The sequence below is a fragment of the Streptomyces sp. DH-12 genome (genome assembly GCF_002899455.1).
Lineage (GTDB): Bacteria > Actinomycetota > Actinomycetes > Streptomycetales > Streptomycetaceae > Streptomyces.
On sequence record NZ_PPFB01000001.1, the window covers coordinates 2,014,473 to 2,038,340 of the forward strand.

Annotated in this window: 21 protein-coding genes and 1 pseudogene; 5 read left to right on the forward strand and 17 right to left on the reverse strand. The window is 74.6% G+C overall.

The genetic code is table 11. The features are described from left to right. Nucleotides 1-220: 220 nt before the first annotated feature. Together C1708_RS35815 and C1708_RS07900 are read right to left on the reverse strand one after the other, a co-directional pair. Nucleotides 221-472 (reverse strand): annotated as a pseudogene (locus tag C1708_RS35815) (Tn3 family transposase); the annotation flags it as partial. Between the two features lie 463 nt (nucleotides 473-935). Beyond that, a complete protein-coding gene (locus C1708_RS07900; RefSeq protein ID WP_106411978.1) occupies nucleotides 936-1,379 on the reverse strand; it encodes a DUF6299 family protein in 444 nt (147 codons plus the stop codon). 235 nt (nucleotides 1,380-1,614) lie between these two features. Here C1708_RS07900 and C1708_RS07905 point away from each other — a divergent pair, with 235 nt between their 5' ends. Next, nucleotides 1,615-1,809: a DUF5999 family protein gene (locus tag C1708_RS07905; RefSeq protein WP_106411979.1), complete on the forward strand. Its 195-nt coding sequence runs from the start codon at nucleotides 1,615-1,617 to the stop codon at nucleotides 1,807-1,809. 85 nt (nucleotides 1,810-1,894) lie between these two features. Here the strand turns inward: C1708_RS07905 and C1708_RS07910 are convergent, their stop codons facing one another. Genes C1708_RS07910 through C1708_RS07920 form a run of 3 tightly spaced genes read right to left on the reverse strand, consistent with a single transcriptional unit; the run spans nucleotide 1,895 to nucleotide 4,283 of the window. Next, nucleotides 1,895-2,719 (reverse strand): alpha/beta fold hydrolase, encoded by an 825-nt coding sequence (locus C1708_RS07910; protein WP_106411980.1) that lies wholly within the window; start codon nucleotides 2,717-2,719, stop codon nucleotides 1,895-1,897. Between the two features lie 41 nt (nucleotides 2,720-2,760). Then, on the reverse strand, nucleotides 2,761-3,159 hold the full coding sequence (locus tag C1708_RS07915) for a RidA family protein (protein ID WP_106411981.1): 399 nt from the start codon (nucleotides 3,157-3,159) through the stop codon (nucleotides 2,761-2,763). Continuing rightward, entirely contained in the window at nucleotides 3,156-4,283 is a 1,128-nt protein-coding gene (locus C1708_RS07920) for an acyl-CoA dehydrogenase family protein (RefSeq protein ID WP_106411982.1), read from the reverse strand. The genes C1708_RS07915 and C1708_RS07920 overlap by 4 nt, the downstream gene beginning before the upstream one ends. A 117-nt stretch (nucleotides 4,284-4,400) precedes the next feature. On the opposite strand from C1708_RS07920, the gene C1708_RS07925 reads away from it, so the two are divergent. Together C1708_RS07925 and C1708_RS07930 are read left to right on the forward strand one after the other, a co-directional pair. Beyond that, nucleotides 4,401-6,011: an AMP-binding protein gene (locus tag C1708_RS07925; protein WP_106411983.1), complete on the forward strand. Its 1,611-nt coding sequence runs from the start codon at nucleotides 4,401-4,403 to the stop codon at nucleotides 6,009-6,011. Between the two features lie 34 nt (nucleotides 6,012-6,045). Beyond that, the gene (locus tag C1708_RS07930) at nucleotides 6,046-6,891 is read left to right on the forward strand and encodes a PaaX family transcriptional regulator (protein ID WP_106411984.1); all 846 of its coding nucleotides are present in this window, start codon (nucleotides 6,046-6,048) and stop codon (nucleotides 6,889-6,891) included. A gap of 15 nt (nucleotides 6,892-6,906) precedes the next feature. Here C1708_RS07930 and C1708_RS07935 read toward each other — a convergent pair whose 3' ends face one another. Both C1708_RS07935 and C1708_RS07940 read right to left on the reverse strand, forming a co-directional pair. Further along, a complete protein-coding gene (locus tag C1708_RS07935; protein ID WP_198602429.1) occupies nucleotides 6,907-9,291 on the reverse strand; it encodes a bifunctional salicylyl-CoA 5-hydroxylase/oxidoreductase in 2,385 nt (794 codons plus the stop codon). A gap of 5 nt (nucleotides 9,292-9,296) precedes the next feature. Then, entirely contained in the window at nucleotides 9,297-10,124 is an 828-nt protein-coding gene (locus tag C1708_RS07940) for an enoyl-CoA hydratase family protein (protein WP_106411985.1), read from the reverse strand. A 298-nt stretch (nucleotides 10,125-10,422) separates the two neighbouring features. On the opposite strand from C1708_RS07940, the gene C1708_RS07945 reads away from it, so the two are divergent. Continuing rightward, nucleotides 10,423-10,863, forward strand: coding sequence for an ATP-binding protein (locus C1708_RS07945; protein ID WP_198602430.1), 441 nt, complete (start codon nucleotides 10,423-10,425; stop codon nucleotides 10,861-10,863). A gap of 9 nt (nucleotides 10,864-10,872) precedes the next feature. Here the strand turns inward: C1708_RS07945 and argF are convergent, their stop codons facing one another. The 9 genes from argF to C1708_RS07990 all read right to left on the reverse strand — a co-directional run bounded on the left by argF (nucleotide 10,873) and on the right by C1708_RS07990 (nucleotide 21,447). Then, nucleotides 10,873-11,880 carry an ornithine carbamoyltransferase gene (argF, locus tag C1708_RS07950; RefSeq protein ID WP_106411987.1) on the reverse strand — a complete coding sequence of 336 codons (1,008 nt, stop codon included), beginning with the start codon at nucleotides 11,878-11,880 and terminating at the stop codon, nucleotides 10,873-10,875. A 72-nt stretch (nucleotides 11,881-11,952) separates the two neighbouring features. Then, nucleotides 11,953-13,176, reverse strand: a complete 1,224-nt coding sequence (locus C1708_RS07955) for an arginine deiminase (RefSeq protein WP_106416213.1) — start codon at nucleotides 13,174-13,176, stop codon at nucleotides 11,953-11,955. A gap of 113 nt (nucleotides 13,177-13,289) precedes the next feature. Beyond that, nucleotides 13,290-15,869: a polynucleotide kinase-phosphatase gene (locus tag C1708_RS07960; RefSeq protein ID WP_106411988.1), complete on the reverse strand. Its 2,580-nt coding sequence runs from the start codon at nucleotides 15,867-15,869 to the stop codon at nucleotides 13,290-13,292. Continuing rightward, nucleotides 15,866-17,329: a 3' terminal RNA ribose 2'-O-methyltransferase Hen1 gene (locus C1708_RS07965; protein ID WP_106411989.1), complete on the reverse strand. Its 1,464-nt coding sequence runs from the start codon at nucleotides 17,327-17,329 to the stop codon at nucleotides 15,866-15,868. Before C1708_RS07965 ends, C1708_RS07960 begins: the two co-directional genes overlap by 4 nt. Nucleotides 17,330-17,493: 164 nt before the next feature. Next, a complete protein-coding gene (locus C1708_RS07970; RefSeq protein ID WP_106411990.1) occupies nucleotides 17,494-18,417 on the reverse strand; it encodes an LLM class F420-dependent oxidoreductase in 924 nt (307 codons plus the stop codon). Between the two features lie 249 nt (nucleotides 18,418-18,666). After that, complete coding sequence (locus C1708_RS07975; RefSeq protein WP_106411991.1) at nucleotides 18,667-19,137, reverse strand: DUF6099 family protein; 471 nt, start codon at nucleotides 19,135-19,137, stop codon at nucleotides 18,667-18,669. 174 nt (nucleotides 19,138-19,311) lie between these two features. Further along, nucleotides 19,312-19,701: a nucleotide pyrophosphohydrolase gene (locus C1708_RS07980; RefSeq protein WP_106411992.1), complete on the reverse strand. Its 390-nt coding sequence runs from the start codon at nucleotides 19,699-19,701 to the stop codon at nucleotides 19,312-19,314. Beyond that, nucleotides 19,694-20,911, reverse strand: a complete 1,218-nt coding sequence (locus C1708_RS07985) for an AAA family ATPase (protein ID WP_106411993.1) — start codon at nucleotides 20,909-20,911, stop codon at nucleotides 19,694-19,696. Before C1708_RS07985 ends, C1708_RS07980 begins: the two co-directional genes overlap by 8 nt. A 140-nt stretch (nucleotides 20,912-21,051) precedes the next feature. Continuing rightward, entirely contained in the window at nucleotides 21,052-21,447 is a 396-nt protein-coding gene (locus C1708_RS07990; protein ID WP_106411994.1) for a cell division protein SepF, read from the reverse strand. A 158-nt stretch (nucleotides 21,448-21,605) separates the two neighbouring features. Here C1708_RS07990 and C1708_RS07995 point away from each other — a divergent pair, with 158 nt between their 5' ends. Further along, on the forward strand, nucleotides 21,606-22,199 hold the full coding sequence (locus C1708_RS07995; RefSeq protein WP_198602431.1) for a YdeI/OmpD-associated family protein: 594 nt from the start codon (nucleotides 21,606-21,608) through the stop codon (nucleotides 22,197-22,199). 178 nt (nucleotides 22,200-22,377) lie between these two features. Here the strand turns inward: C1708_RS07995 and C1708_RS08000 are convergent, their stop codons facing one another. After that, complete coding sequence (locus tag C1708_RS08000) at nucleotides 22,378-23,868, reverse strand: glycoside hydrolase family 3 protein (RefSeq protein ID WP_106411996.1); 1,491 nt, start codon at nucleotides 23,866-23,868, stop codon at nucleotides 22,378-22,380.

Here is a 23,868-nt window from a genome sequence, read left to right on the forward strand (position 1 = left end):
CATATCGGCTCCATGTGCCGCCGGTATCGTTGCGGAGCCGGGCAGTGGTCTTGTGGTGGTGGCCAAGCGCGTCCGCGACCACGGGGGCGGGCATGTCGCGGAGCTGCTGGCGGATGGCGGCGCCGCGGGCAGCTGCGGCCGGGACCCCGATCTCGTTCAGCAGCGCGGACAGGTGATCGGGGCGGGCTGGCCCTGCGGCCGGGGGAAGCCAGCGGGACGCGAACACCATGTCGGGGTACGGGGCGTTGTCGGTCGCCACCATCTCCGGCTTCACCCCGCCGTCCAGGTTCAGCAGCCTGTCCAGGATGTGCGGGGAATCGCGCGGGGACCCGGGAACGACGAACCGCAGCCCGTCCACTGAGGCGAGCAGGTCCTCGCCCCAGGACTTCACGACGGGCACGTCGGCCTGAACCTCGATGAGCCGTGCGTTCGCCGTGGCGATGGTGCCGGCGCGCAGGTAGTACCGGTCGACGTCCAGCTTCACCCGCCCGTCGTCCTGCATCTCGATGGAGACCTTCGCCGCCGGCCCCGCCTCCTGAAGGCGTTCGGCGAGTTGCTTCCACACGGCGTCCGGGCCGCGCACCAGCAACGACCCCGTCAGGGACGCTGGAAAACCACCCTGAATCAGCTACTCATCGTGACCAATGCTGTGGAGTTCCGGCGGATACACGACACGTCAACATGCGAGCCCACCAGTCCCGAGGCCGGACGTCGTGAAGCGGGTCCTCGGGACTGGTGGGGCCGTCAGGCGCGGCGCCTGGGCGTTCCCGTGCCCGGTTCCCGTCCCCGGCGGCGGTGCCTCGGGCCTCGGCGACACGGGAGGGCCGAGCGGGCCGCGGTCGCGGGGTGACCGCCGCCTTCCGGTCGCCGCGGTCGCGCCCGGCGGCACGTCGGCGGAGGCGCTTCCGGGCCGGCAGGCGCGGCCCGCCGAGGGGTCAGCCCGTGACGAGGGTGACGTCGTGGCGGCTGACGGCGTGCGGGACGGGGATGACCAGGAGTCCGCTGCCGCGCAGTTCCAGCAGCGTCGCCTCCACCCGGGCCGGGCCCGCCGTCAGCGCGTTCTGCGGGGCCTTGCCGCGGTTCTGCCAGCGGTGCTCCTCGCCGTCGCACACCGCCACGGAACCGCCGATGCCGTAGGTGACGTCGGGCGTGCTCTGGTTGACCGAGGAGCTGACGTAGACCGGGCCGGTGCCGGCGACGCAGCGGTAGGCGCCGGTGAGGGTGACGGTGCCGTCGGCGGCGATCGTGCCCTCCGGGTCGACCGTCACGTACTCCGCGGGCGCGGACGGCGCGACCGCCGCCGAGGGGGCCGCCGCGGCGGTGCCGAGCAGCAGCAGCGCGGCGCCGGCCGCGGTGCCGAGGAGGGGGCGTACAGACACGGGGAGACCTCCGAAGTGAGCGGAAGAGGGACCTCCAGCAGTACCCGCCGCACGGGGGCGCGGCCACTCATCGTCACCCTTCGGTGGCGGAGCCGCATCGGCCGTCGGGGAACCGTCCCGGCATCGTCCGCGGACTGTCACGGTCCCCGCGGGGCCGTTCCGGCGGGCGGTGCGGGCGGCGCATGGTCGTGGCGTACGACGTGTTCGGACCGTCCCATCGAAGTGGAGGTGCGCCATGTGTGCCCACCGGACGTCCTGCCCGCAGCCCGACTCCCCCGCCCCGCACGTGGTGGCCGCCCACCCCGGACAGGGGTGGAGCCTGCTCTGCGACGGCGCGATCGTCTTCGACGACACGGGGGAACTGCGGCCCGACGGCCGCGTGATCGCCCCGCGCCGCCTCCCGGCGGAGGGGCTCACGGCCACGGCCTGAGCACGGCCCGCGGCCGGAGCCACGCGGTCACGCGGTCACGCGGGGCGGGCGTCGCCCCCGGCCGGCGGGCCGGCGGGCCGCCCGCTCACCCCTCCGCCACGAACCACCGCAGCAGCGAGGCGAGCCGGCCGGGCCGGTCCCGCGCGATCAGGGTGCGGGTGTTCCTCAGTTCCACCAGGCGTCCCCGCGGCAGGAGTTCGGCCAGCAGACGGCCGTGTTCGCGGGGCATCATCAGGTCCTCGGACGCCCAGACGACCAGGGCGGGGCGGTCGAAGTACCGCAGCCCCTGGGCCGCTTCGAGGAGTTCGGTGCGCCGGACGTGCGTGTGGTAGTGGCGGACGTCGCGGCGGATCGCCGGGTCCGTGCGCAGGGGCCGCAGCCAGCGGTCGACGAGGTCGTCCGGCAGGGGGCGCCTGGTGAGCGCGCCGAAGCCCACGGGCAGCCGGCGCAGGGGTCTCCAGCCCAGGGCGCGGACCATGAGCGGGATGCCGCCGGGGACGCGGCAGGCGAGGGCGATCGTCTTGCCGGGCAGGCCCGGCGGGTAGTTGTCGAAGGCCTCGCAGGAGATCAGCACCAGCCGGGCCAGCCGTTCGGGGTGCCGGGCGGCGACCGTCTGGGCCCGGCCGCAGTCGCTCTCCACGAGGGTGACGTCCCTGAGGTCCAGCCGGTCGAGGAACTCGGCGATCAGTTCGTTGACCAGGTCCGGTGTGGGCGGCCGGGTCATCGGCCTGCGGTGCGCCCCGTACGGGAGGGTCGGGGCGACGAGACGGTGGTCGGTGCGCAGTTCGGCGACGACGCCGCGCCAGACGGAGGCGTCGTGCAGCATGCCGTGCAGCAGCACGACCACCGGCCCCTCGCCGCCCGTGTCCTCGTACTCGACGGTGCCCGCGCTCAGCTCGATCTCCGGCATCGCCTCAGGCTAGAAGGAACGGCGCGGCCTCGCCCGGCGGCTCACGGCAGCACGGCGAATCCGTCGAGTTCCACCCTCGCCCGTTCGTCCCACAGCCGGACCACCTCCACGACCGCCATCGCCGGGTAGTCGCGGCCCGCCAGGTCCCGCCAGAGGCGGCCGAGTTCGCGGGCGTGCGCGCGGTAGGCGGCGACGTCGGTGGCGTAGACGGTGACGCGGGCCAGGTCGGCGGGGGTGCCGCCGGCGGCGCGGAGCGCGGTGAGCAGGTTGCCGAGGGCGCGTGCGAACTGCTCGGGCAGGGTGTCGCCGACGACTTCCCCGTCGCCGTCGAGGGCGGTCTGCCCGGCCAGGAACACCACGCGGGAGCCGGTGGCGACGACGGCGTGCGAGAAGCCGGCGGGCGGGGACAGGTCGGGCGGGTTGACGCGCTCGGCGGTCACCGGGCCTCCAGGGTCTTGTACAGCTCCTTGGCGATGATGCCGCGCTGGACCTCGCTCGCCCCCTCGTAGATGCGGGGGGCGCGGACCTCGCGGTAGAGGTGTTCGAGCAGATGGCCCCGGCACAGGGCGCGCGCGCCGTGCAGCTGCACGGCGGTGTCGACGACGAACTGGGCGGTCTCGGTGGCGAGCAGCTTCGCCATCGCGGAGCGCCGGGGCACGTCGGCGGCGCCCTCGTCGTACGCGGTGGCCGCCGCGTAGACCATCAGGCGGGCCGCCTCCGTGCGCACGGACATCTCGGCGACCTGGTGGGCGACGGACTGGAGGTCCTTGAGCCGGCCGCCGAACGCGTCGCGCCGGGCGGTGTGGGCGACGGTGGCGTCCAGGGCGGCCTGCGCCATCCCGACGGCGAAGGCGCCGACGCTGGGCCGGAACAGGTTGAGGGTGTCCATGGCGACCCGGAAGCCCGCGTCGGGCTCGCCGAGGACGTCGGCGGCGGTCACCGGCACGCCGTCGAAGCGCAGGGCGCCGAGGGCGTGCGGGGAGATCATGTCGAGGCGGCTGCCGGTGAGGCCGGGCCGGTCGGCGGGCACCAGGAAGGCGGTCACGCCGCGCGCCCCCGCGCCGGGGGCGGTGCGGGCGAAGACGGTGTAGAGGTCGGCGTCGGGGGCGTTGGAGATCCAGCACTTCTCGCCGGTGAGCCGCCACCCGTCCGGGCCGTCGCGCTCCGCGCTCAGGGACAGCGCCGCCGCGTCGGATCCGGCGCCCGGTTCGGACAGGGCGAAGGCCGCGACCGCCGTGCCGTCGCTCACCCGGGGGAGCCAGCGGTCGCGCTGTGCGGGGGTGCCGTGGGCGTGCACGGGGTGGGCGCCGAGGCCCTGGAGGGCGAGGGCGGTCTCCGCCTCGGTGCACGCCCGGGCGAGCGACTCGCGCATCAGGCACAGCTCCAGCGCGCCGGAGGCGAACAACCGGGACAGCAGGCCGAGAGCGCCCAGCTCGGCGACGAGGGGGCGGTTGACGCGGCCCGGTTCACCCTGGTCGGCGAGCGGGCGGAGCCGTTCGGCGGCCAGGGCGCGCAGCTCCGCGCACCGGGCGAGTTGTGCCGGTTCGAGCGAGAATGCGGTCATCGCCGGTCCCTTCCCTCGCCACTGGGCCACCGCCGAGGTTATCGCGGACCGTTGACTGCCGTCACCAACGCGATACGCTCCTGGGGCGAGCCCACCACGCCGAGGGGGCGCATCGACATGGGTCCACGGTTCACCGCGCACGTCGACACCTTCGCCCGCGACCATCTCCCGCCACCGGACGAGCGGCCCGAGCTCCTCTTCGACCTGCCGGAGCTGCGCTACCCCGAGCGGCTGAACTGCGCCGCCGAGCTGCTGCACGGCCACCCCGACGACCGCCCGGCGTTCCGCACGCCCGACGGCGGGGTCTGGACGTACGGGGAGCTGCGCGCCCGGGTGGACCGGCTGGCCCACCTGCTCACCGGGGACCTCGGGGTGGTGCCCGGCAACCGGGTGCTGCTGCGCGGGCCCACCACGCCCTGGCTGGCCGCCTGCTGGCTGGCGGTGCTGAAGGCGGGCGCGGTCGCCGTCACCGTGCTGGCCCAGCAGCGGCCGCACGAGCTGGCCACCGTCTGCGCGCTCGCGAAGGTGCGGCACGCCCTGTGCGACGCCCGCTCCCTCGACGACCTCGTCAAGGCGGAGGTCCCGGACCTGCGCATCGCCGCGTTCGGCGGCGACTCGCGCGACGACCTGCTGCACCGCCCGGCGCCCGGCGGCCCCTTCGACGCGGTGCCGACCGCCGCCGACGACGTCGCCCTGATCGCCTTCACCTCCGGCACCACCGGCCGGCCCAAGGGCTGCATGCACGTCCACCGGGACGTGCCGGCGATCGCGGACACCTTCTCCCGGCACGTCCTGAAGCCGGTCGCCGACGACGTGTTCGCCGGCAGCCCCCCGCTGGGCTTCACCTTCGGCCTGGGCGGCCTGGTGGTGTTCCCGCTGCGCGCGGGCGCGAGCGCGCTGCTGCTCGAACAGGCCCGGCCCTCACAGCTGTTGGCGGCGATCGCCGAGCACCGGGTGTCGGTGCTGTTCACCGCGCCCACCGCCTACCGCGCCATGCTGGCCGAGGCGGACGGGCACGACCTCTCCAGCCTGCGCCGCTGCGTCTCGGCGGGCGAGAACCTGCCGGCCGCGACCTGGCACGCCTGGCACGACCGCACCGGGCTGCGCCTCATCAACGGCATCGGCGCCACCGAACTGCTGCACATCTTCATCTCCGCCGCCGACGACGCCGCCCGCCCCGGCGCCACCGGCGTCCCGGTGCCCGGCTGGCAGGCGCGCGTGCAGGACGCGGGCGGCGTCCCGGTGCCCGACGGGCGGCCCGGACTGCTGGCGGTGCGCGGCCCCGTCGGCTGCCGCTACCTGGCCGACCCGCGCCAGCGGGACTACGTGCGGGACGGCTGGAACGTCACCGGCGACACGTACGTCCGCGACCCCGACGGCTACTTCCGGTACGTGGCGCGCGCCGACGACATGATCATCTCGGCCGGGTACAACATCGCCGGGCCGGAGGTCGAGGACGCCCTGCTGCGCCATCCGGACGTGGTGGAGGCGGCCGTGGTCGGGCGTCCCGACGAGGCGCGCGGCCAGGTCGTGGTGGCGTACGCGGTCCTCGAGGAGGGGGCCGAGCGGGACGCGGAGGCGCTGCGGGCCTTCGTGAAGTCGGAGCTGGCGCCCTACAAGTGCCCGCGGGAGATCGTCTTCCTGGACGCGCTGCCGCGCACGGCCACCGGCAAGCTCCAGCGGTTCCGGCTGCGCACCGGCGCCGGCACCGGAGACGACCAGGGCTGATGCCGGGGAAGCGGGCCCACGGGCACGACCTAAGATGATCAACGTGTCCGACCAGCATGCTCCACGGTCCCTCATCGTCACGCTCTACGGCGCCTACGGCCGGTTCGTGCCGGGCCCGGTGCCCGTCGCGGAGCTGATCCGGCTGCTGGCCGCCGTCGGCGTGGACGCCCCGTCCGTGCGTTCCTCCGTGTCCCGGCTCAAGCGCCGCGGACTGCTGCTCCCGGCCCGCACCGACCGGGGCGCGGCCGGCTACGAACTGTCGGATGAGGCACGCCAGTTGCTGGAGGACGGCGACCGCCGCATCTACGCCACCGCGCCGCCCGGCGACGAGGGCTGGGTGCTCGCGGTGTTCTCGGTGCCGGAGTCGGAGCGGCAGAAGCGGCACCTGCTGCGCTCCCGGCTGGCCGGTCTCGGCTTCGGCACGGCGGCGCCCGGCGTGTGGATCGCCCCTGCCCGGCTGTACGAGGAGACCCGGCACACCCTGGAGCGCCTGCGGCTCGACGGGTACGTCGACCTGTTCCGCGGCGAGCACCTCGGGTTCGCGCCCACGGCGGAGGCGGTGGCCCGCTGGTGGGACCTGAAGGCGATCGCGGAGCGGCACGAGGCGTTCCTGGAGCGGCACGCGCCGGTCCTGCGCGCCTGGGAGCGGCGCGCGGACACCCCGCCCGAGGAGGCCTACCGCGACTACCTCCTCGCCCTGGACTCCTGGCGCCACCTCCCCTACACCGACCCGGGCCTGCCCGCCGCCCTGCTCCCTCCGGACTGGCCCGGCACCCGCTCGGCGACCGTCTTCCGTGCCCTGCACGAGCGGCTGCGCGACGCGGGGGCGGAGTTCGCGCGCCCCTCGGCGGAGACCGGGGCAGGGGGCGGGGCGGACTGAGGCGCGCCCCTGGCGTCACGCCCCGGGCGCCGGGACCTGCGCGAGCGGCAGGCCGGAGAGGGTGAGCCGGGGCTTGGGCGCGTCGGTGCGGCCGGTGCGCGGCGGGCGGCTGCCCGCCCGGTACTGCGGCGGCCAGACCACGCCCGGGCCCTCGTAGCCCTGCTCGGCGGCCGCGTGCAGCGTCCAGTGCGGGTCGTACAGGTGCGGGCGGGCCAGCGCGCACAGGTCCGCGCGTCCGGCGAGGATCAGGGAGTTGACGTCGTCCCAGGAGGAGATCGCGCCGACCGCGATCACCGGGACGCGGGCCTCGTTGCGCACCCGGTCGGCGAACGGCGTCTGGTAGGAACGGCCGAACTCCGGTTCCTCGTCGGCGACGACCTGACCGGTGGACACGTCGATCGCGTCGGCCCCGTGCTCGGCGAAGGCACGGGCGACGGCGACCGCCTCCTGTGCCGTCGTGCCGCCCTCCGCCCAGTCGGTCGCGGAGATCCGCACGGTCATCGGCCGGTCCTCCGGCCACACCGCCCGCACCGCGTCGAACACCTCCAGCGGGAAGCGCAGCCGCTTCTCCAGCGAACCGCCGTAGGCGTCGGTGCGCCGGTTGGTCAGCGGCGACAGGAAGCCGGACAGCAGGTAGCCGTGCGCGCAGTGCAGTTCGAGCAGGTCGAATCCGGCCCGCGCGGCACGCACCGCGGCGGCCGCGAACTGCTCGCGCAGGTCGGTGAGGTGCGCGCGGGACAGTTCACGGGGTGTCTGGCTGCCCGGCTTGTACGGCAGCGGGGAGGCGGCGACGAGGGGCCAGTTGCCGTCGTCCAGCGGCTCGTCCATGCCCTCCCACATCCGCTTGGTCGAGCCCTTGCGGCCGCTGTGGCCGAGCTGGACACCGATGGCCGTGCCGGGCGCGCGGGTGTGCACGAAGTCGGTGATCCGCCGCCACGCCTCCGCCTGCCGTCCGCTCCACAGGCCGGCGCAGCCGGGGGTGATGCGGCCCTCCGGGCCGACGCACACCATCTCGGTCATCACCAGCCCCGCGCCGCCCAGCGCGCGGGCGCCGAGGTGGACGAGGTGGAAGTCGCCGGGCAGGCCGTCGGCCGCCGAGTACATGTCCATCGGCGAGACCACCACGCGGTTGCGCAGGGTGAGTCCGCGCAGCCGGAACGGGGTGAACATCGGGGGCGTCCCCGGCGGGCAGCCGAACTCGCGCTCCACGGCCTCGGTGAACCGGGCGTCGCGCAGCCGCAGGTTGTCGTGGGTGACCCGGCGGCTGCGGGTGAGCAGGTTGAAGGCGAACCGGCGGGGCGGCTGGTGCAGATAGAGGGCGAGGTTCTCGAACCACTCCAGGCTGGCGCGGGCCGCGCGCTGGGTGGAGGCGACGACCGGCCGCCGTTCCGTCTCGTAGGCGTGGAGGGCGTCGGTGAGCGTGGGCCGCTCGCTCAGGCAGGCCGCGAGGGCGAGCGCGTCCTCCACGGCGAGCTTGGTGCCGGAGCCGATGGAGAAGTGGGCGGTGTGGGCGGCGTCGCCGAGCAGCACGACGTTGCCGTGCGACCAGCGTTCGTTGACGACCGTGCGGAAGGTGGTCCAGGCGGAGTTGTGGGAGCGCAGGGGGCGGCCGCCGAGCGCGTCGGCGAAGATCTTGGCGCAGCGTCCGACGGACTCGGTCCCGTCGGCCTCGTCGAACCCTGCGGCCCGCCACACCTCTTCGCGCATCTCCACGATCACGGTGGAGGCGTCGGCGGAGAAGGGGTAGCCGTGGAGCTGCATCACGCCGTGTTCGGTCTCGGCGATCTCGAAGCGGAAGGCGTCGAAGGGGAAGTCGGCGGCCAGCCAGATGTAGCGGCAGCGGTGTTCGGTGATCCGGGGCCGGAACGCGTCCGCGAAGGCCGTGCGCGTGGTGCTGTGCACGCCGTCGGCGGCGATCACCAGGTCGTGGGTCTGTGCGAGGCGGGCCGGGTCGGGGGCCTCTTCGCGGAAGCGGAGTGCGACGCCGAGGGAGCGGCAGCGGTCGTGCAGGATCTCCAGCAGGCGGCGCCGGCCGAGGGCGGCGAAGCCGTGTCCTCCGGAGGTGTGGCGGGCGCCCCGGTGGACGATGTCGATGTCGTCCCAGCGGACGAATTCCGCCTGGAGGGCGGAGTGGACCTCCGGATCCGCGTGTTCGATGCCGCCGAGGGTCTCGTCGGAGAGGACCACTCCGAAGCCGAAGGTGTCGTCCGGGGCGTTGCGTTCCCAGACGGTGACGTCCCGGTCCGGCTGGAGCCGTTTCAGGAGGGCGGCGGCGTAGAGGCCTCCTGGGCCTCCTCCTACGACCGCCACGCGCAGGGGGCGGTGCGCGGTGTTCGGCGGGTGCGGGTCCGTCGTGGTCGCTCGTGCGGTTCCCCGCGCCCCTGAGGGGGTCGTCAGCATCGGGGTCACCTCCCCCGCCACTTCGGAGGGCGCTTCTGCGTGAAGGCCGCGTGGAACTCGGCGTAGTCCTCGCCGGTCATCAGGAGGGCCTGGGTGGACGCGTCCAGTTCGACCGCCGCCGCGAGCGGCATGTCCAGTTCGGCCGTGAGCAGGGCCTTGGTCCGGGCGTGGGCCAGGGCGGGGCCGTCGGCGAGGCGGCGGGCCAGCTCGCGGGCCGCCGGGTCCGCGCCGCCCTCCTCGGCGAGCGCGCTGACCAGGCCGATCCGCTCGGCCTCCGGGGCGTGCACCGGCTCGCCCAGCATCAGCAGGCGGGTGGCGTGGCCCAGGCCGACGACCCGGGGCAGCAGGTAGGCCGCGCCCATGTCGCCGCCGGACAGGCCGACCCGGGTGAACAGGAAGGCGAAGCGGGCGGTGGGGTCGGCGACCCGGAAGTCCGCGGCCAGGGCGAGGACCGCGCCCGCGCCCGCCGCCACCCCGTGCACCGCGGCGATCACCGGGAACGGGCACTCCCGCAGCGCCCGCACGACCTGGCCGGTCATCCGGTTGAAGTCGAGGAGCTGGGCGGTGTCCATGGAGAGGGTCGCGCCGATGATCTCGTCGACGTCGCCGCCGGAGCAGAAGCCGCGGCCCTCGCCGCCCAGCACCAGGGCGCGGACGGCCCGCTCCCGGGACAGCTCGGCGAGCAGGTCGCGCAGGTCGGCGTAGGCGCCGAAGGTGAGCGCGTTCAGCTTGTCGGGGCGGGCGAGGGTGACGTGGGCGACGCCGTCGGCGAGCTCGACGCGCAGATGCTCCCAGCGCGCGGTGCGGGCGGCGGAGCCGGTGAAGGGACTCATGAGGGCGGCCTCCTCGGGCGGGCACTGCGCGGCTCAGTGAGGTCTGCTCCTCGAAGTTATCACCGGTTGGTGACTGTCGTCATGAGTGCGCGATACGCCGCTCGGGCGCCGTCACGCGCGTCACGGGCCCTCGACGCGCCGGTGACGGGACGGACGGGCGGGCGGGCGATGCGGCGCGCCCGCGCGGACAGGCCGCGGACGCCGGGGCGCGGCGGGGCTCCGGCGCCACCCCCTCCCGGGGGCGGGGCCGGGCGACGCGCGCCGTACCATGGGCACGCGAACACGGAGCGCCCGCTCCATGAACGGAACCACTGTGCACGAACCCCCCGCCCCCGCCTCCTGGCGCGTCGCGCTGCCGCACACGACCGCGGCCGTGCCCGTCGCGCGTGCCCTGGTGCGCACCGCGCTGGCCGAGCGGGAGCACTCCGCCGACTGCGACACGGCGGAGCTGCTGACGGCGGAGCTGGTGGCGAACGCCGTGGAGCACACCTCCGGCGCCACCCCGATCGAGCTGGTCCTGCGGCTGCTGCCGAGCGGCTTCCAGGTGGAGGTGCACGACGCGGACCCGGAGCCGCCCGGCGACCTCACCCGCCCCGACCTGGAGCTGCCCGACCCGTGGCAGGAGCACGGGCGCGGGCTGCTGCTGATCCGCACGCTCAGCTCGTCGTGCGGGCACCGCCCCACCGAGTCCGGCAAGGCGGTGTGGTTCCGGCTGCCCGGGCAGCGGCGCCCGGTCTGACGCGGACCCTCAGGCGAGGGTGGCGACCAGGACCGCCTTGATGGTGTGCATGCGGTTCTCGGCCTCGTCGAAGACCAGCGAGTGCGGCGACTCGAACACCTCGTCGGTCACCTCCAGCGACTCCAGGCCGTGCGCCTCGTACACGTCCCGCCCGACCGCGGTGCCCAGGTCGTGGAAGGCCGGCAGGCAGTGCAGGAAGCCGACGTCCGGGTTGCCGGTGGCGCGCAGCACGTCCATGGTCACCGCGTACGGCGCGAGGGCGGCGATCCGCTCGCCCCAGACCTCCTTGGGCTCCCCCATGGACACCCACACGTCGGTGGCGACGAAGTCGGCGCCCGCCACGCCCTCGGCGATCTCCTCGGTGAGGGTGATCCGGGCCCCGCCGACGGCGGCCAGCTCGCGGGCGCGGTCGACGACCTCCTGCGCGGGCCAGTACGTCTTGGGGGCGACGATGCGCACGTCCATGCCCAGCAGGGCCGCGGTGACCAGGTAGGAGTTGCCCATGTTGAAGCGGGCGTCACCGAGGTAGGCGAAGGCGATCTCGGTGAGCGGCTTGTCGCTGTGCTCGGTCATGGTGAGCACGTCGGCGAGCATCTGGGTGGGGTGCCAGTCGTCGGTGAGCCCGTTGTAGACGGGCACGCCCGCGTACGCGGCCAGCTCCTCGACCTTGGCCTGGCTGTCGCCCCGGTACTCGATCCCGTCGTACATCCGGCCCAGCACGCGGGCGGTGTCCTTCACCGACTCCTTGTGGCCCATCTGCGAGCCGGAGGGGTCGAGGTACGTCGTCGAGGCCCCCTGGTCGGCGGCGGCGACCTCGAAGGCGCAGCGGGTGCGGGTCGAGGTCTTCTCGAAGATCAGCGCGATGTTCTTCCCGCGCAGGTACGGCGTCTCGGTCCCGGCCCGCTTGGCGGCCTTCAGCTCCGCGGCCAGCTCCAGCAGGCCGCGGAACTCCTCCGCGGTGAAGTCGGCCTCCTTGAGGAAGTGACGGCCGGCGAGGGGGGTCGGGACTGTCGCCATGGGGCGCTCCAGGACTGGGGGACACGAACCATGGAAGTCTATACGATGAGCCGTAATTCTATACAGTGCCCCTCATACGGCGTCCCGCTCGACCGGGCAGCTCATGCAGCGCGGTCCGCCCCGGCCCCGGCCCAGCTCGCTGCCCGGGATCTCTATCACCTCGATGCCCTGTTTCCGCAGGTGGGTGTTTGTGGTGACGTTCCGCTCGTAGGCGACGACCACGCCCGGCTCGACGGCGAGCACGTTGCAGCCGTCGTCCCACTGCTCCCGCTCGGCCGCGTGCACGTCCTGGGTCGCGGTGAGCACCCGGATCTCGCTCAGGCCGAGCGCGGCGGCGATCGCCCGGTGCATGTGCTCCGGCGGATGGTCGGTGACCTTCAGCTCCTTCTCGTCGACGCCCGGCTCGATGGTGTACGAGCGGAGCATGCCGAGGCCCGCGTACTGGGTGAAGGTGTCGCCGTCGACCATGGTCATCACGGTGTCGAGATGCATCAGGGCGCGTCTCTTCGGCATGTCGAGGGCGACGATGGTGCGCGCCGAGCCCGCCGCGAACAGCTTGTGCGCGAGCATCTCCACGGCCTGCGGGGTGGTCCGCTCGCTCATCCCGATCAGCACCGCGCCGTTGCCGATCACCAGCACGTCCCCGCCCTCGATGGTGGACGGGTAGTCGGCCTGCCCCTCGGACCAGAGGGGGAAGGACGCGTCCCGGAACAGCGGGTGGTGCCGGTAGATCGCCTCGAAGTGCACGGTCTCGCGCTGCCGGGCCGGCCACCGCATGGCGTTGATGGCGACGCCGTCGTAGATCCAGGCGGAGGTGTCGCGGGTGAAGAGGTGGTTGGGCAGCGGGCGGAGCAGGAAGTCGTCCAGCTCCATCACGTGGAAGCGCACGGAGACCGGCTCGGCGTGGGAGTCGAGGAACTCCCGCTTGGTCATCCCGCCGACCAGCGCCTCGGCCAGCTCCCGCGCGGGCAGCGCCTCGAACGCGGCGCGCAGGTGGTCGGTGGCCAGCGGGCCGTACTCCTTCTCGTCGAAGACCCGGTCCAGCACGAGCGCGCGCGCCTCGGGCAGCTCCAGCGTCTCGGTGAGCAGGTCGCCGAAGAGGTGGACGGCGACGCCCCGGTCGCGCAGCACGTCCGCGAAGCCGTCGTGCTCCGCGCGCGCTCGGCGCACCCAGAGCACGTCGTCGAAGAGCAGTGCGTCCTTGTTGCTCGGGGTGAGCCTTTTGAGCTCGAGATCGGGCCGGTGCAGGATGACGCGGCGCAGCCGCCCGACCTCGGAGTCGACGTGGTAGGTCATGCCTTCCATCCTGACCGCCCCGGCCCGGGTTCATCCCTGCCCCCGCCGAATCCCGTCCGCCGCGCGCGGGACCGCGGCGGGGGCGGAGGGTCACGCCTCCGTCCCCGCCCGCCTCACAGACGCGGGTCGACCGGCTCCGACTCCAGGGCGAGCACCGCGAACACCGGCTCGTGGACCCGCCACAGCGGCTCCCCGTCCGCGAGCCGGTCCAGGGCCTCCAGGCCGAGGGCGTACTCGCGCAGGGCGAGGGACTGCTTGTGGCCGAGGAAGCGGGACCGCAGCCGCGCCAGGTTCTCCGGGCGGGTGTAATCGGGACCGTAGATGATCCGCAGGTACTCCCGGCCGCGGCACTTGATGCCCGGCTGCACCAGGCGTCCGGCGCCGTCGCGGGCCAGGGCGTCGACCGGCTTGACGACCATGCCCTCGCCGCCGCGTCCGGTCATCTCCAGCCACCAGTCCACACCGACCCGCACCGACTCGGGGTCGCCGGTGTCGACGTGGAGCCGGCGGGTGGTCCGCAGCAGTCCCGTGGCGTCGTGCTCGACCATGCGGTCGATCAGGGCGAGCTGCCGGTCGTGCGGCAGCGCGGCCAGGCTGCGGCCCTGGACGGCGAGGATCTGGAACGGCGCGAGACGCACGCCGTCCAGCCCGTCGGTGGTCCAGCAGTAGCGGCGGTACGCGTCGGTGAACCCGGCCGCCGCACCGGCGCGCTCGCGCTGGCGGGTCAGCAGCTCCCCCACGTCGACACCGCGCGCCGCGGCCCCCTCCAGCGCCGCGAGCGCGGCCGGGAGGACCGCGCCGGCCGCGGCGCCGACCGCCGCGTACTGGGTGCGCAGCAGCCCGGACGCCTTCAGCGACCACGGCATCAGCTCGGCGTCCAGCAGCAGCCAGTCGACCGCGCCGGAGGCGCTGTCGGATCCCGCGAGCTCTTCCCACAGCCCGGCCTCGGTGACCGCTGTGCGCAGCCGACCGAGGATCTCCTCGGTGACGGCCGCGTCGTCGAAGAACGGCCGGCCGGTACGGGTGTACAGCGAGCCCGTCTCACCCCCGGCGGCGCCGAACCGCCGGGCTGCCACGTCCGCGTCACGGCACACCAGGGCGACCGCGCGCGACCCCATGTGCTTCTCCTCGCACACCACCCGGGCCACGCCGTCCTGCGCGTAGCGGGCGAAGGCCTCGACCGGGTGCTCCAGGTAGCCGTCGAGCCGCGAGGTGGCGGTGGGCGCCATGGTCGGCGGGAGGTACGGCAGCAGCCGGGGGTCGAGCGCGAACCGGCTCATCACCTCCAGCGCCGCCGCCGCGTTCTCCTCGCGCACGGACACCCGGCCCATGTACCGGGTCTCCACGACCCGCCGGCCCTGCACGTCCGCCAGGTCCAGCGGGCGCCCCTCGTGCCCGCCGGGCGCCTCGGCGCGCAGCGGCCGGGCCGGCTCGTACCAGACCCGCTCGGCGGGCACGTCCACGAGTTCGCGCTCCGGCCAGCGCAGCGCGGTGAGCCTGCCGCCGAACACCGCGCCCGTGTCCAGGCAGATGGTGTTGTTGAGCCAGGTCGCCTCGGGGACGGGCGTGTGGCCGTAGACGACGGCGGCCCGGCCGCGGTAGTCCTCGGCCCACGGGTAGCGCACGGGCAGCCCGAACTCGTCGGTCTCGCCGGTGGTGTCGCCGTACAGGGCGTGGCTGCGGACCCGGCCGGAGGTGCGGCCGTGGTACTTCTCCGGCAGACCGGCGTGGCAGACCACCAGCCGGCCGCCGTCGAGGACGTAGTGGCTGACCAGACCGTCGACGAACTCCCGCACCTCGGCGCGGAACTCCTCGCTCTCGCCCGCCATCTGCTCGACGGTCTCGGCGAGTCCGTGGGTGTGCCGGACGCTGCGGCCCTTGAGGTAGCGGCCGAACTTGTTCTCGTGGTTGCCGGGCACGCACAGGGCGTTGCCCGACTTCACCATCGCCATCACACGGCGCAGCACCCCGGGGCTGTCGGGGCCGCGGTCGACGAGGTCGCCGACGAACACGGCGGTGCGGCCCTCCGGGTGGACGCCGTCGACGTAGCCCAGCTTGCCGAGCAGCGCCTCCAGCTCGGAGGAGCAGCCGTGGACGTCGCCGACGATGTCGAACGGTCCGGTGAGGTGGGTGAGGTCGTTGAACCGCCTCTCGGTGACGACGGTGGCGTGCTCGACCTCCTCCACGCCGCGCAGCACATGCACCTTGCGGAACCCCTCGCGCTCCAGGTGGCGCAGACTCCGCCGGAGTTCGCGGGTGTGGCGGCGGATGACCCGGCGGGGCATGCCGGCGCGGTCGGCGCGGGCCGCGTTGCGCTCGGCGCACACCTCCTCGGGCACGTCCAGGACGATGGCGATGGGCAGCACGTCGTGCCGCTTGGCCAGGTCGATCAGCAGGCGCCGGGCGTCCTGCTGCACGCTGGTGGCGTCGACCACGGTGCGGCGGCCGGCCGCGAGGCGCTTGCCGGCGATGTAGTGCAGCACGTCGAAGGCGTCGCGGGAGGCGCTCTGGTCGTTCTCGTCGTCGGCGACCAGCCCCCGGCAGAAGTCGGAGGAGATGACCTCCGTCGGCTTGAAGTGGCGGCGCGCGAAGGTGGACTTGCCCGAGCCGGAGGCGCCGATCAGCACGACCAGGGACAGGTCGGTGACCGGCAGGGCGCGGCCCTGTGCGGTGGTGGTGCCGGTGGTGGTCATGCGGCCTTCGCCTCCGTCGGTGTGCCGAGCCGGAACACGGCCATCTGGGTGGGCGGGCCGACCTCGGGGTCGTCCGGCCCGACGGGCAGGAACTCCACGTCGTAGCCGTGGCGTCCGGCGACGGTCCGGGCCCAGCCGCGGAACTCCTCGCGGGTCCACTCGAAGCGGTGGTCGCCGTGCCGGACGTGCCCGGCCGGCAGGCTCTCCCAGCGCACGTTGTACTCGGCGTTCGGGGTGGTGACGCACACCGTCCGGGGGCGGGCGGCGCCGAACACCGCGTACTCCAGGGCGGGCAGCCGGGGCGGGTCGAGGTGCTCGATCACCTCGCTGAGCACGGCCGCGTCGTAGCCGGCCAGCCGCCGGTCGGTGTAGGCGAGGGAGCCCTGCAGCAGGGTCACGCGGGACGCCTGCCGCTCCCCCATGCGGTCCAGCTTGAGCCGTCGGGAGGCGAGGGTGAGCGCCCGCATCGACACGTCGACGCCGACGATCTCGGTGAACGCCGGGTCCTTCAGCAGCGCCTGCACCAACTGGCCCTGACCGCAGCCGAGGTCGAGCACCCGGGTCGCGCCGGACGCGCGCAGCACGGCGAGGATCGCCTCGCGGCGCCGCACGGCGAGCGGGGTGGGCCTCTCCTCGTCCTCGGTCTCCGGCTCGACGGCGTTGTCGAGGTCCTCGACCTCGCTGTCGTCCGCCTCGGCCAGCCGGATCAGCTCCAGGCGCTCCTTCGCCTGCCGGGTCAGCGACCAGCGGTGGGACAGGTAGCGGCGGGTGATCAGCTCCCGCTCGGGGTGGCCGGCCAGCCAGCCGTCACCGGCGCGCAGCAGCTTGTCGACCTCGTCGGAGGAGACCCAGTAGTGCTTGGCGTCGTCGAGGACCGGGAGCAGCACGTAGAGGTGGCGCAGGGCCTCGGCGAGGGTGAGGGCCGCGGCCTCCAGGGTCAGGCGCAGGTAGCGCGAGTCGCCCCACTCCGGGAACTCGGTGTCCAGCGGCACGGGCTCCGCGGCGACCGTCCAGCCGAGCGGCTCGAAGAGGCGGCGGACCAGGCCGGCGCCGCCGCGCGCGGGCAGCGCGGGCACCTCGACGCGCAGCGGCAGCGGGGTGCCCGGCAGCTCCGGGCGGGCGGCGCACACGCCGCGCATGGCGGTGGAGAAGACCGAGCCGAGGGCGACGGCGAGCAGCGAGGAGGCCGCGTACGGGCGGTCGTTGACGTACTGCGCGAGGGCGGCGTCGGGCGCGCCGCCGCGGCCCTTGCCCTTGCCGCGCCGGACCAGTGCCACCGCGTCGACCTCCAGCAGCAGCGCCGCCGTGCAGCGTTCGGCGTCCGCCTCGGGGTAGAGCACGTGCGCCGTGCCGTACGACGTGGAGAACGCCTGCGCCTTCTCGGGATGCTTGTGCAACAGATGACCGAGGTCGGTCGCCGGGCGCTGCGCGGAGCCGGTGGCACTGATCGTCAGGAACACGGAGTCACACCTCGAGACACCTTCTGAGCTGCGGGTACACACCGGGATCCCGGTGTCGGCCCAACGTACAGCGAAGGTCTCGCGGTGGTCCCTGGATTTTTCGCGCCGGAGGCGGGCGCGGACGCGGGGCCGCCCCGGTGGGGGCGGCCCCGCTCCGAGCCGGGTCAGGACAGCTGGGACTGGACCTCGGAGGAGATCAGCTCCAGGTGGTCCAGGTCGGCCAGGTCGAGCACCTGGAGGTAGACGCGGCGGGAGCCGATCTCGGCGTAGCGGCCGATCTTGTCGACGACCTCGGCCGGGGAGCCCGCCAGGCCGTTCGCCTTGAGCTCGTCGACCTCGCGGCCGATCGCGGCGGCACGGCGGGCCACCTCCTGGTCGTCGCGGCCGACGCAGACGACGAGGGCGTTGGAGCAGACGAGGTCGCCGGGGTCGCGGCCGGCCTCACGGGCGGCGTTCCGGACGCGGTCGAACTGGGCCGCGGAGTCCTCGACGGACGCGAAGGGGATGTTGAACTCGTCCGCGTAGCGGGCCGCGAGGCGCGGGGTGCGCTTGGCGCCGTGGCCGCCGATCAGCACGGGCACCTTGGACTGGGCGGGCTTGGGCAGCGCGGGCGACTTGGTGAGGTCGTAGTAGGTGCCGTGGAAGTCGAAGGTCTTGCCGGTCTCGGTGGCCCACAGACCGGTGACGATCTCCAGCTGCTCCTCGAGGCGGGCGAACTTCTCCTTGGGGAAGGGGATGCCGTACGCCTTGTGCTCCTCCTCGAACCAGCCCGCGCCGAGGCCCAGTTCGACCCGGCCGCCGGACATCTGGTCGACCTGGGCGACCTGGATGGCGAGCACGCCGGGGAGCCGGAAGGTGCCCGCCGTCATCAGCGTGCCGAGGCGGATGCGCTTGGTCTCGCGGGCGAGTCCGGCGAGGGTGATCCAGGCGTCGGTGGGACCGGGCAGTCCGTCCGCGGAGCCCATGCTCAGGTAGTGGTCGGAGCGGAAGAAGGCGTCGAAGCCGAGGTCCTCGGTGGCCTTGGCGACGGTGAGCAAGGTGTCGTAGGTGGCCCCCTGCTGGGGCTCGGTGAAGATGCGAAGATCCATGTCTCCATCCTGCACGCCTTCGGGCGCGGGAGCGCGCGGGGGCCACCGGCGTGCCTCGCCGCACGTCGGTGGTGCGGCCGGTCGTGGCCGGGGGTGAGGAAGATCGTCGGCTCGTTCGGAGCCAGGGCGTCCGGCTCCCGCGCCGGCCGCCGTGCCGAGCGGGGCGGTGCCGGGACGGAGGGGCGCACGAGCCGCTGAGCGTCCGGGCGGGGTCGCCGGAGGGATCGGCGAGGCGGGTGGGGGCGCGTGTCAGCCGGCCTCCCGCTGCGGTGCCGCCGCCTCCCGCTCCGCCAGCTTGCGGAGCATGTCGCGGACACGGTCCCGCGCCTCGTCCGCCGCGTCGATGGCCTCGACACAGCTCCAGTACGTCGCCTCCTCGTCGGCGGCGCAGGCGATGCCGACCAGGGCGATGCCGACGTCGCCGAGCAGACCGCCGAGGTGCGTCAGGCACGGGCGGGTGTCCCCCAGCTCGGTGAGCCGGGCCGCGCGCAGTTCGCCGGGGCCGAGCGGCGGCCGGTCCAGGACGCCGCAGCCCCGGTCGGCCAGATCGGCCAGTCCCCGGGCCGCGTCACGCAGCCGGGGCGGTCCGGCGAGGGCCAGGCGGCTCCCTATCGCCTGGGCCAGCGCCTGCGCCTGCCACACCTCGGTCAGCAGCTCCGGCACACCGCCGCCGGCGGCCAGGGCCCTTCTGCTCGTCACGATGAGCCGCACAGCGTCCATGCGCTGCCCCCGTCCGTCCGACGCGCTGCCCACGCGTCCGCATCCGCTGAACTCCCTTGTTCACTACCCAGAGTGAAGCTCTGTGAGACAAAAGGCCAGAGGAAGTCCGAAATCTGTGGACACCAATTCGACTCAGGCCGGGTTTTCGAACACGGAGCGTGACAACGGAAGGAGTTACTCCTGGGCGCGCGGCGGAGCGGCGGGCCGCTCCGGCCCGGGCGCCGGGAACCTGTGCTCGTTCCGGTCGATCTTCTCGGCCAGGGCGGCCAGCGGATCGACGCCGAGGACCTCGCAGAACTGCAGGAGGTAGGCGAGCACATCGGCCACCTCGTCAGTGACGCGGTGCGCGGTGTCCGGGTCGTCCATCACACGGGCGGACTCCTCCGGGGTCAGCCACTGGAAGATCTCCTGGAGTTCGGCCGCCTCCACGCTCAGCGCGGCGACCAGGTTCTTCGGCGTGTGGTACGGCTGCCAGTCCCGCGCGGCGGCGAACGCGGCGAGGCGGCGCCGGAGCGCGGGCAGGTCGTCGGACGGCCGGGCCGCGTCGTCGTGCGGATCAGTCACGCCTCAGGTGTACCACGGTCGCCCCGGGCACCCCGGCGGCCCAGGTGGCGTCGCTCAGCGCACCGGCCAGGCGGATGTGCCCGCGCTCGCACATCCGCGCCGCCAGCGCCAGCAGGGCCGCGCGCTGGGCCGGGTCGAGCGACCGGTCCAGGTTGTCGGCGAGGACGGTGAGGCACTGCAGGGCGGCCGGCACCTCGCCCGGTACGTCGGCCTCCAGCACGCCGGGTCCGGTGAGCAGCACCAGCGCGAGGGCGATGTAGCGCAGTTCGCCGTCGCCGAGCCGCCGCAGCTCGGTGCGGACGCCGTCGCCCCGGCCCAGCACGGCGCGCACCAGGCGGCCGGCGTCGCACGGCTCGGCGAGGAGGTCGGCGACGGGTCCGGCGCAGCCGACGCGTACCGCGTCCACCAGGAGCGCGTGACGGCGGGTGCATTCGGAGCGGGTGCGCCCCAGCACGTCGGGGAGGTTGTCGCAGCCGCCGAGCAGCCGGCCGGTGCCCGCCGGGACGGGGTCGCGCATCCGCTCGGGGCGGGGGTCGCAGGGGAAGACGGAGCGCAGCGCCACCAGCATCTGTTCGGCCGCGGCCAGCACCCGGAGCTGACCGGCGGTCGTACCGGCCACGCGCAGCGGCAGCAGCGCGGTGCCGAGGCGGTCGTCGGGGAGGGGCGCGCGGGTGACGGCGGTGGCGCCCGCCGTGTGCCAGGCGGCCTGCACGGCGCGCCGGCGGGGGTCGCGCAGCGCGGTCTCCAGCAGGACCAGGCCGTCCGCGGACAACCGCTCCCCCACGATGCGCAGTTCGGGTTCCGCCTGGACGGCGACCTCCAGGCGGACCGGTCCTTCGGGTCCGTCGGCGGTGCAGCCGATGCGGAAGCCGCGGCGGCGCTGGGCGTCGGGCCGGGCCCGCTCCGGGACGCAGGCCGACGGGTCCGGGAACACCTCGCCCAGTCCGGCCCCGCCGCCGAGCCGGGCGAGCGCCTCGTACGCGCGCAGCACGGTGGTCTTGCCGCTGCCGCTGGACCCGGCGAACAGCGTGAGGTCGCCCAGGCGGAACGTGGTGCCGCGGTGCCCGGCGAAGGCGGAGAGCAGCAGCTCGGTGACCCGTGGCAGCCCGGGCCGCCGCGCCCGCACGGCGTCCACGGGAGCGCGCGTGAGCGGTTCGACGGGCTGCGGGGGTGTGGTCGCGACCGGCTGGGGCGGGGGCGGCGGGGTCATGCGCCGGACGCTAAACGCTCCCCGCCCCGCCGAACCGTTTCGCCACCGGTCCCTTCCCGCGAACGGACGGCACACGTCCGTCGCGCGCCCCGCACCCTCGCGCCGCACGCGCCCCGCACCGGGCGCACACCCCGCGCGCCCTACGCCCCCGGCGCCCCCACGCCCTCCATCAACCCCGTGACCTCCATGCCCTCCGGCGTGAGGAGGAAGACGTTGCGGTCCACGCGGTGCATTCCGCTGGCGAGGCCGAAGACGACGCCCGTGCTGAAGTCGAGGACGCGCTTGGCGACGTCCGGTTCCGCGCTGGTCAGGTCCAGCAGGACGGGTATGCCGGACATCAGGGTCTCGGCGACCTCGCGGGCGTCCGCGAAGACGTTCACGCGGAGGACGACGAAACGGCGCCGTGCCTCCGTGGGGGCCTCCGGCCTGGCGCGGTGGCCGACCGAGGACGGCCACGCGTCGCGGCCTCGCAGCGGCACGACCTGGGCGAGCCCCTCCCACTGTTCGTCGGTGACATCGTGGCTGCTCACCGGCATGCTCCGTCCCCTGTCGCGCTGGCTGTCTGCATCAGCCAATTCTTACCCATGGTCACCCGTTCGGCCCAATAACGACACGCTCCGCCATCGTTCGTCCCGCAACAACCCGGTGCCGAACGGACGTTGACCTTGCCGCCGAAGACGGCTTGCATGGACGCATGGCTGGTGAGACGGAGGGCGGGACGGGCCCGGTGCTGGGTTTCGGGACCCAGGAGGACTGGGAGGCGTGGCTGGAGGAACATCAAGGCGACGTCCGGGGCGTATGGCTGAAGATCCCGCGGAAGGGATCGGGGCTCCCCGGCATCGACTACGCCACCGCCCTGGAGTCCGCCCTCTGCTTCGGCTGGATCGACGGGCACAAGAAGAGCCTGGACGAGACGCACTGGATCCAGCGCTTCACCCCGCGCCGCCCGCGCAGCAGGTGGTCCGCCGTCAACCGGCAGAAGGCGCTCGACCTGATCGAGCAGGGCCGCATGCGGCCGGCCGGCCTGCGGGAGGTGGAGAAGGCGCGGGCGGACGGCCGCTGGGAGGCCGCCTACGCGAGTCAGCGCACCGCGACCGTCCCCGACGACCTGCGCGCCGCCCTGGCCGCGGCGCCCGCCGCGGCCAGGGAGTTCTTCGAGGCGCTGGACAGCCGCAACCGCTACGCGATCCTGCACCGGATCGAGGAGGCGAAGCGGGCGCGGACGCGGGCGGCGCGGATCGAGAAGTTCGTGGCCATGCTGGCCGAGGGGGAGAAGCTGTACCCGTGAGGACCCAGGGGTGTCCGCCCCCTCCGGCCCCTTCCCGTCCCGGCCCCGGGGCTTCCGCCCCGGACCCCGCTCCTCGGACGCCGGAGGGGCTGTGTGCAGCCCGTCCGGCGTCCGAGGACGAGACCGGCCCGGGCCGGCAGGGGGCCCGGGGGCGCGGCCCCCGGGGGACGGTGGACGGTCAGCCCGCCAGGACCGCTTCCGCCGCGGCCACCCCGCAGACGCGGGCCGCCCCGTGGGTGGCGATGTGCAGGGCGCCGCGCGGCGCGGACTGCGGTATGCCCATCTCCACGACCACGGTGTCCGGCCCGGCGACGATCAGCGTGTCCAGGGCCGCGCCCATCCACGGGTGCCGGTGCTCGTCGCGGACCACGGCGACGACCCGCCGGCCGTTCGCCGCGCGGAGCGCCTCGGCGCCGGCGTCGGGGCCGCTGAAGTGGCCGGTGACGGTGCCCGGGAGCAGCCGCTCCAGCTCCGCGCCGACACCCCACGGGGTCTCGTCGCCCACCGCGATGTTCGGGGCGGGGCTGAACGTGGCGACGTAGACGGGCGCGGTGACCGGGGCGGAGCCGGCGGCGCGGGTGACGGTCACCGCGCGGCGGGCGGCGGTCAGCCCGATCTCCGGCGCGGGGTCGTCGGCGGCGTCGGGCGCGCGCCGCACGCCGGTCGTCCACGCGGCCAGCGACCTGACCCGGGCGGCGGCGTCGGCGAGCCGCTCCTCGGGCAGTTCGCCGGAGCGGACGGCGGCGACCAGGGCGTCCTGGAGCCGCTGCACCGTGCCCTCGTCGCTGAGTCCGCCGCCCACGCAGATCGCGTCGGCGCCGGCCGCGATGGCCAGCACGGCCCCGTGTTCGAGGCCGTAGGTGCCGGCGACGGCGCCCATCTCCATGCCGTCGGTGACGATGAGGCCGTCGTAGCCGAGTTCGTCGCGCAGCAGGCCGGTGAGGATGCGCGGGGAGAGGGTGGCGGGGAGGTCGGGGTCGAGCACGGGCACCCGGATGTGGGCGGTCATGACGGCGCGGGTGCCGGCCTCGATGGCGGCGCGGAACGGCCGTAGTTCGCGCTCGTGCAGCGTGGCGGGGTCCAGGTCGATCTGCGGGAGCGCGTGGTGGGAGTCGACGCTGGTGTCGCCGTGGCCGGGGAAGTGCTTGGTGCAGGCGGCGACGCCGGTGGACTGCAGGCCCTCGACGTAGGCGGCGGTGTGCCGGGCGACCAGGGCCGGCTCGTGGCCGAAGGAGCGGACGCCGATCACCGGGTTGTCGGGGTTGGCGTTGACGTCGGCCGAGGGCGCCCAGTTGAGGTTGACGCCGCACGCGGCGAGCCGGCGGCCCAGTTCGCGGGCCACCCGCCGGGTGAGGGCGGGGTCGTCGACGGCGCCGAGGGCGTGGTTGCCGGGGAACGAGGAGCCGGTGCGGACCTCGAGGCGGGTGACGTCGCCGGCCTCCTCGTCGATGGCCACCAGCAGGTCGTCCCGTTCGGCCCGCAGCTGGGCGGTGAGGGCGGTGACCTGCTCGGGGTCGGCGACGTTGCGGCCGAACAGGGCGACGGAGACCAGGCCCTCGGCCAGCCTGCGCCGGACCCAGTCGGGCGCGGTGGTGCCGGTGAACCCCGGCTGCAGCACGGCGAGCGCGTCCCGGGTGAGGGTGCGGGCGCCGGTGGTGATGGTCGTCAT

Excerpts from the sequence above, each read along its gene's own strand:
- C1708_RS07905 (WP_106411979.1), top strand. The coding sequence starts at position 1,615 with ATGTGTGCCCACCGGACGTCCTGCCCGCAGCCCGACTCCCCCGCCCCG.
- C1708_RS07910 (WP_106411980.1), bottom strand. The coding sequence starts at position 2,719 with ATGCCGGAGATCGAGCTGAGCGCGGGCACCGTCGAGTACGAGGACACG.
- C1708_RS07920 (WP_106411982.1), bottom strand. The coding sequence starts at position 4,283 with ATGACCGCATTCTCGCTCGAACCGGCACAACTCGCCCGGTGCGCGGAG.
- C1708_RS07925 (WP_106411983.1), top strand. The coding sequence starts at position 4,401 with ATGGGTCCACGGTTCACCGCGCACGTCGACACCTTCGCCCGCGACCAT.
- C1708_RS07930 (WP_106411984.1), top strand. The coding sequence starts at position 6,046 with ATGATCAACGTGTCCGACCAGCATGCTCCACGGTCCCTCATCGTCACG.
- C1708_RS07935 (WP_198602429.1), bottom strand. The coding sequence starts at position 9,291 with ATGCTGACGACCCCCTCAGGGGCGCGGGGAACCGCACGAGCGACCACG.
- C1708_RS07940 (WP_106411985.1), bottom strand. The coding sequence starts at position 10,124 with ATGAGTCCCTTCACCGGCTCCGCCGCCCGCACCGCGCGCTGGGAGCAT.
- C1708_RS07945 (WP_198602430.1), top strand. The coding sequence starts at position 10,423 with ATGAACGGAACCACTGTGCACGAACCCCCCGCCCCCGCCTCCTGGCGC.
- argF (WP_106411987.1), bottom strand. The coding sequence starts at position 11,880 with ATGGCGACAGTCCCGACCCCCCTCGCCGGCCGTCACTTCCTCAAGGAG.
- C1708_RS07955 (WP_106416213.1), bottom strand. The coding sequence starts at position 13,176 with ATGACCTACCACGTCGACTCCGAGGTCGGGCGGCTGCGCCGCGTCATC.
- C1708_RS07960 (WP_106411988.1), bottom strand. The coding sequence starts at position 15,869 with ATGACCACCACCGGCACCACCACCGCACAGGGCCGCGCCCTGCCGGTC.
- C1708_RS07970 (WP_106411990.1), bottom strand. The coding sequence starts at position 18,417 with ATGGATCTTCGCATCTTCACCGAGCCCCAGCAGGGGGCCACCTACGAC.
- C1708_RS07975 (WP_106411991.1), bottom strand. The coding sequence starts at position 19,137 with ATGGACGCTGTGCGGCTCATCGTGACGAGCAGAAGGGCCCTGGCCGCC.
- C1708_RS07985 (WP_106411993.1), bottom strand. The coding sequence starts at position 20,911 with ATGACCCCGCCGCCCCCGCCCCAGCCGGTCGCGACCACACCCCCGCAG.
- C1708_RS07990 (WP_106411994.1), bottom strand. The coding sequence starts at position 21,447 with ATGCCGGTGAGCAGCCACGATGTCACCGACGAACAGTGGGAGGGGCTC.
- C1708_RS07995 (WP_198602431.1), top strand. The coding sequence starts at position 21,606 with ATGGCTGGTGAGACGGAGGGCGGGACGGGCCCGGTGCTGGGTTTCGGG.
- C1708_RS08000 (WP_106411996.1), bottom strand. The coding sequence starts at position 23,868 with ATGACGACCATCACCACCGGCGCCCGCACCCTCACCCGGGACGCGCTC.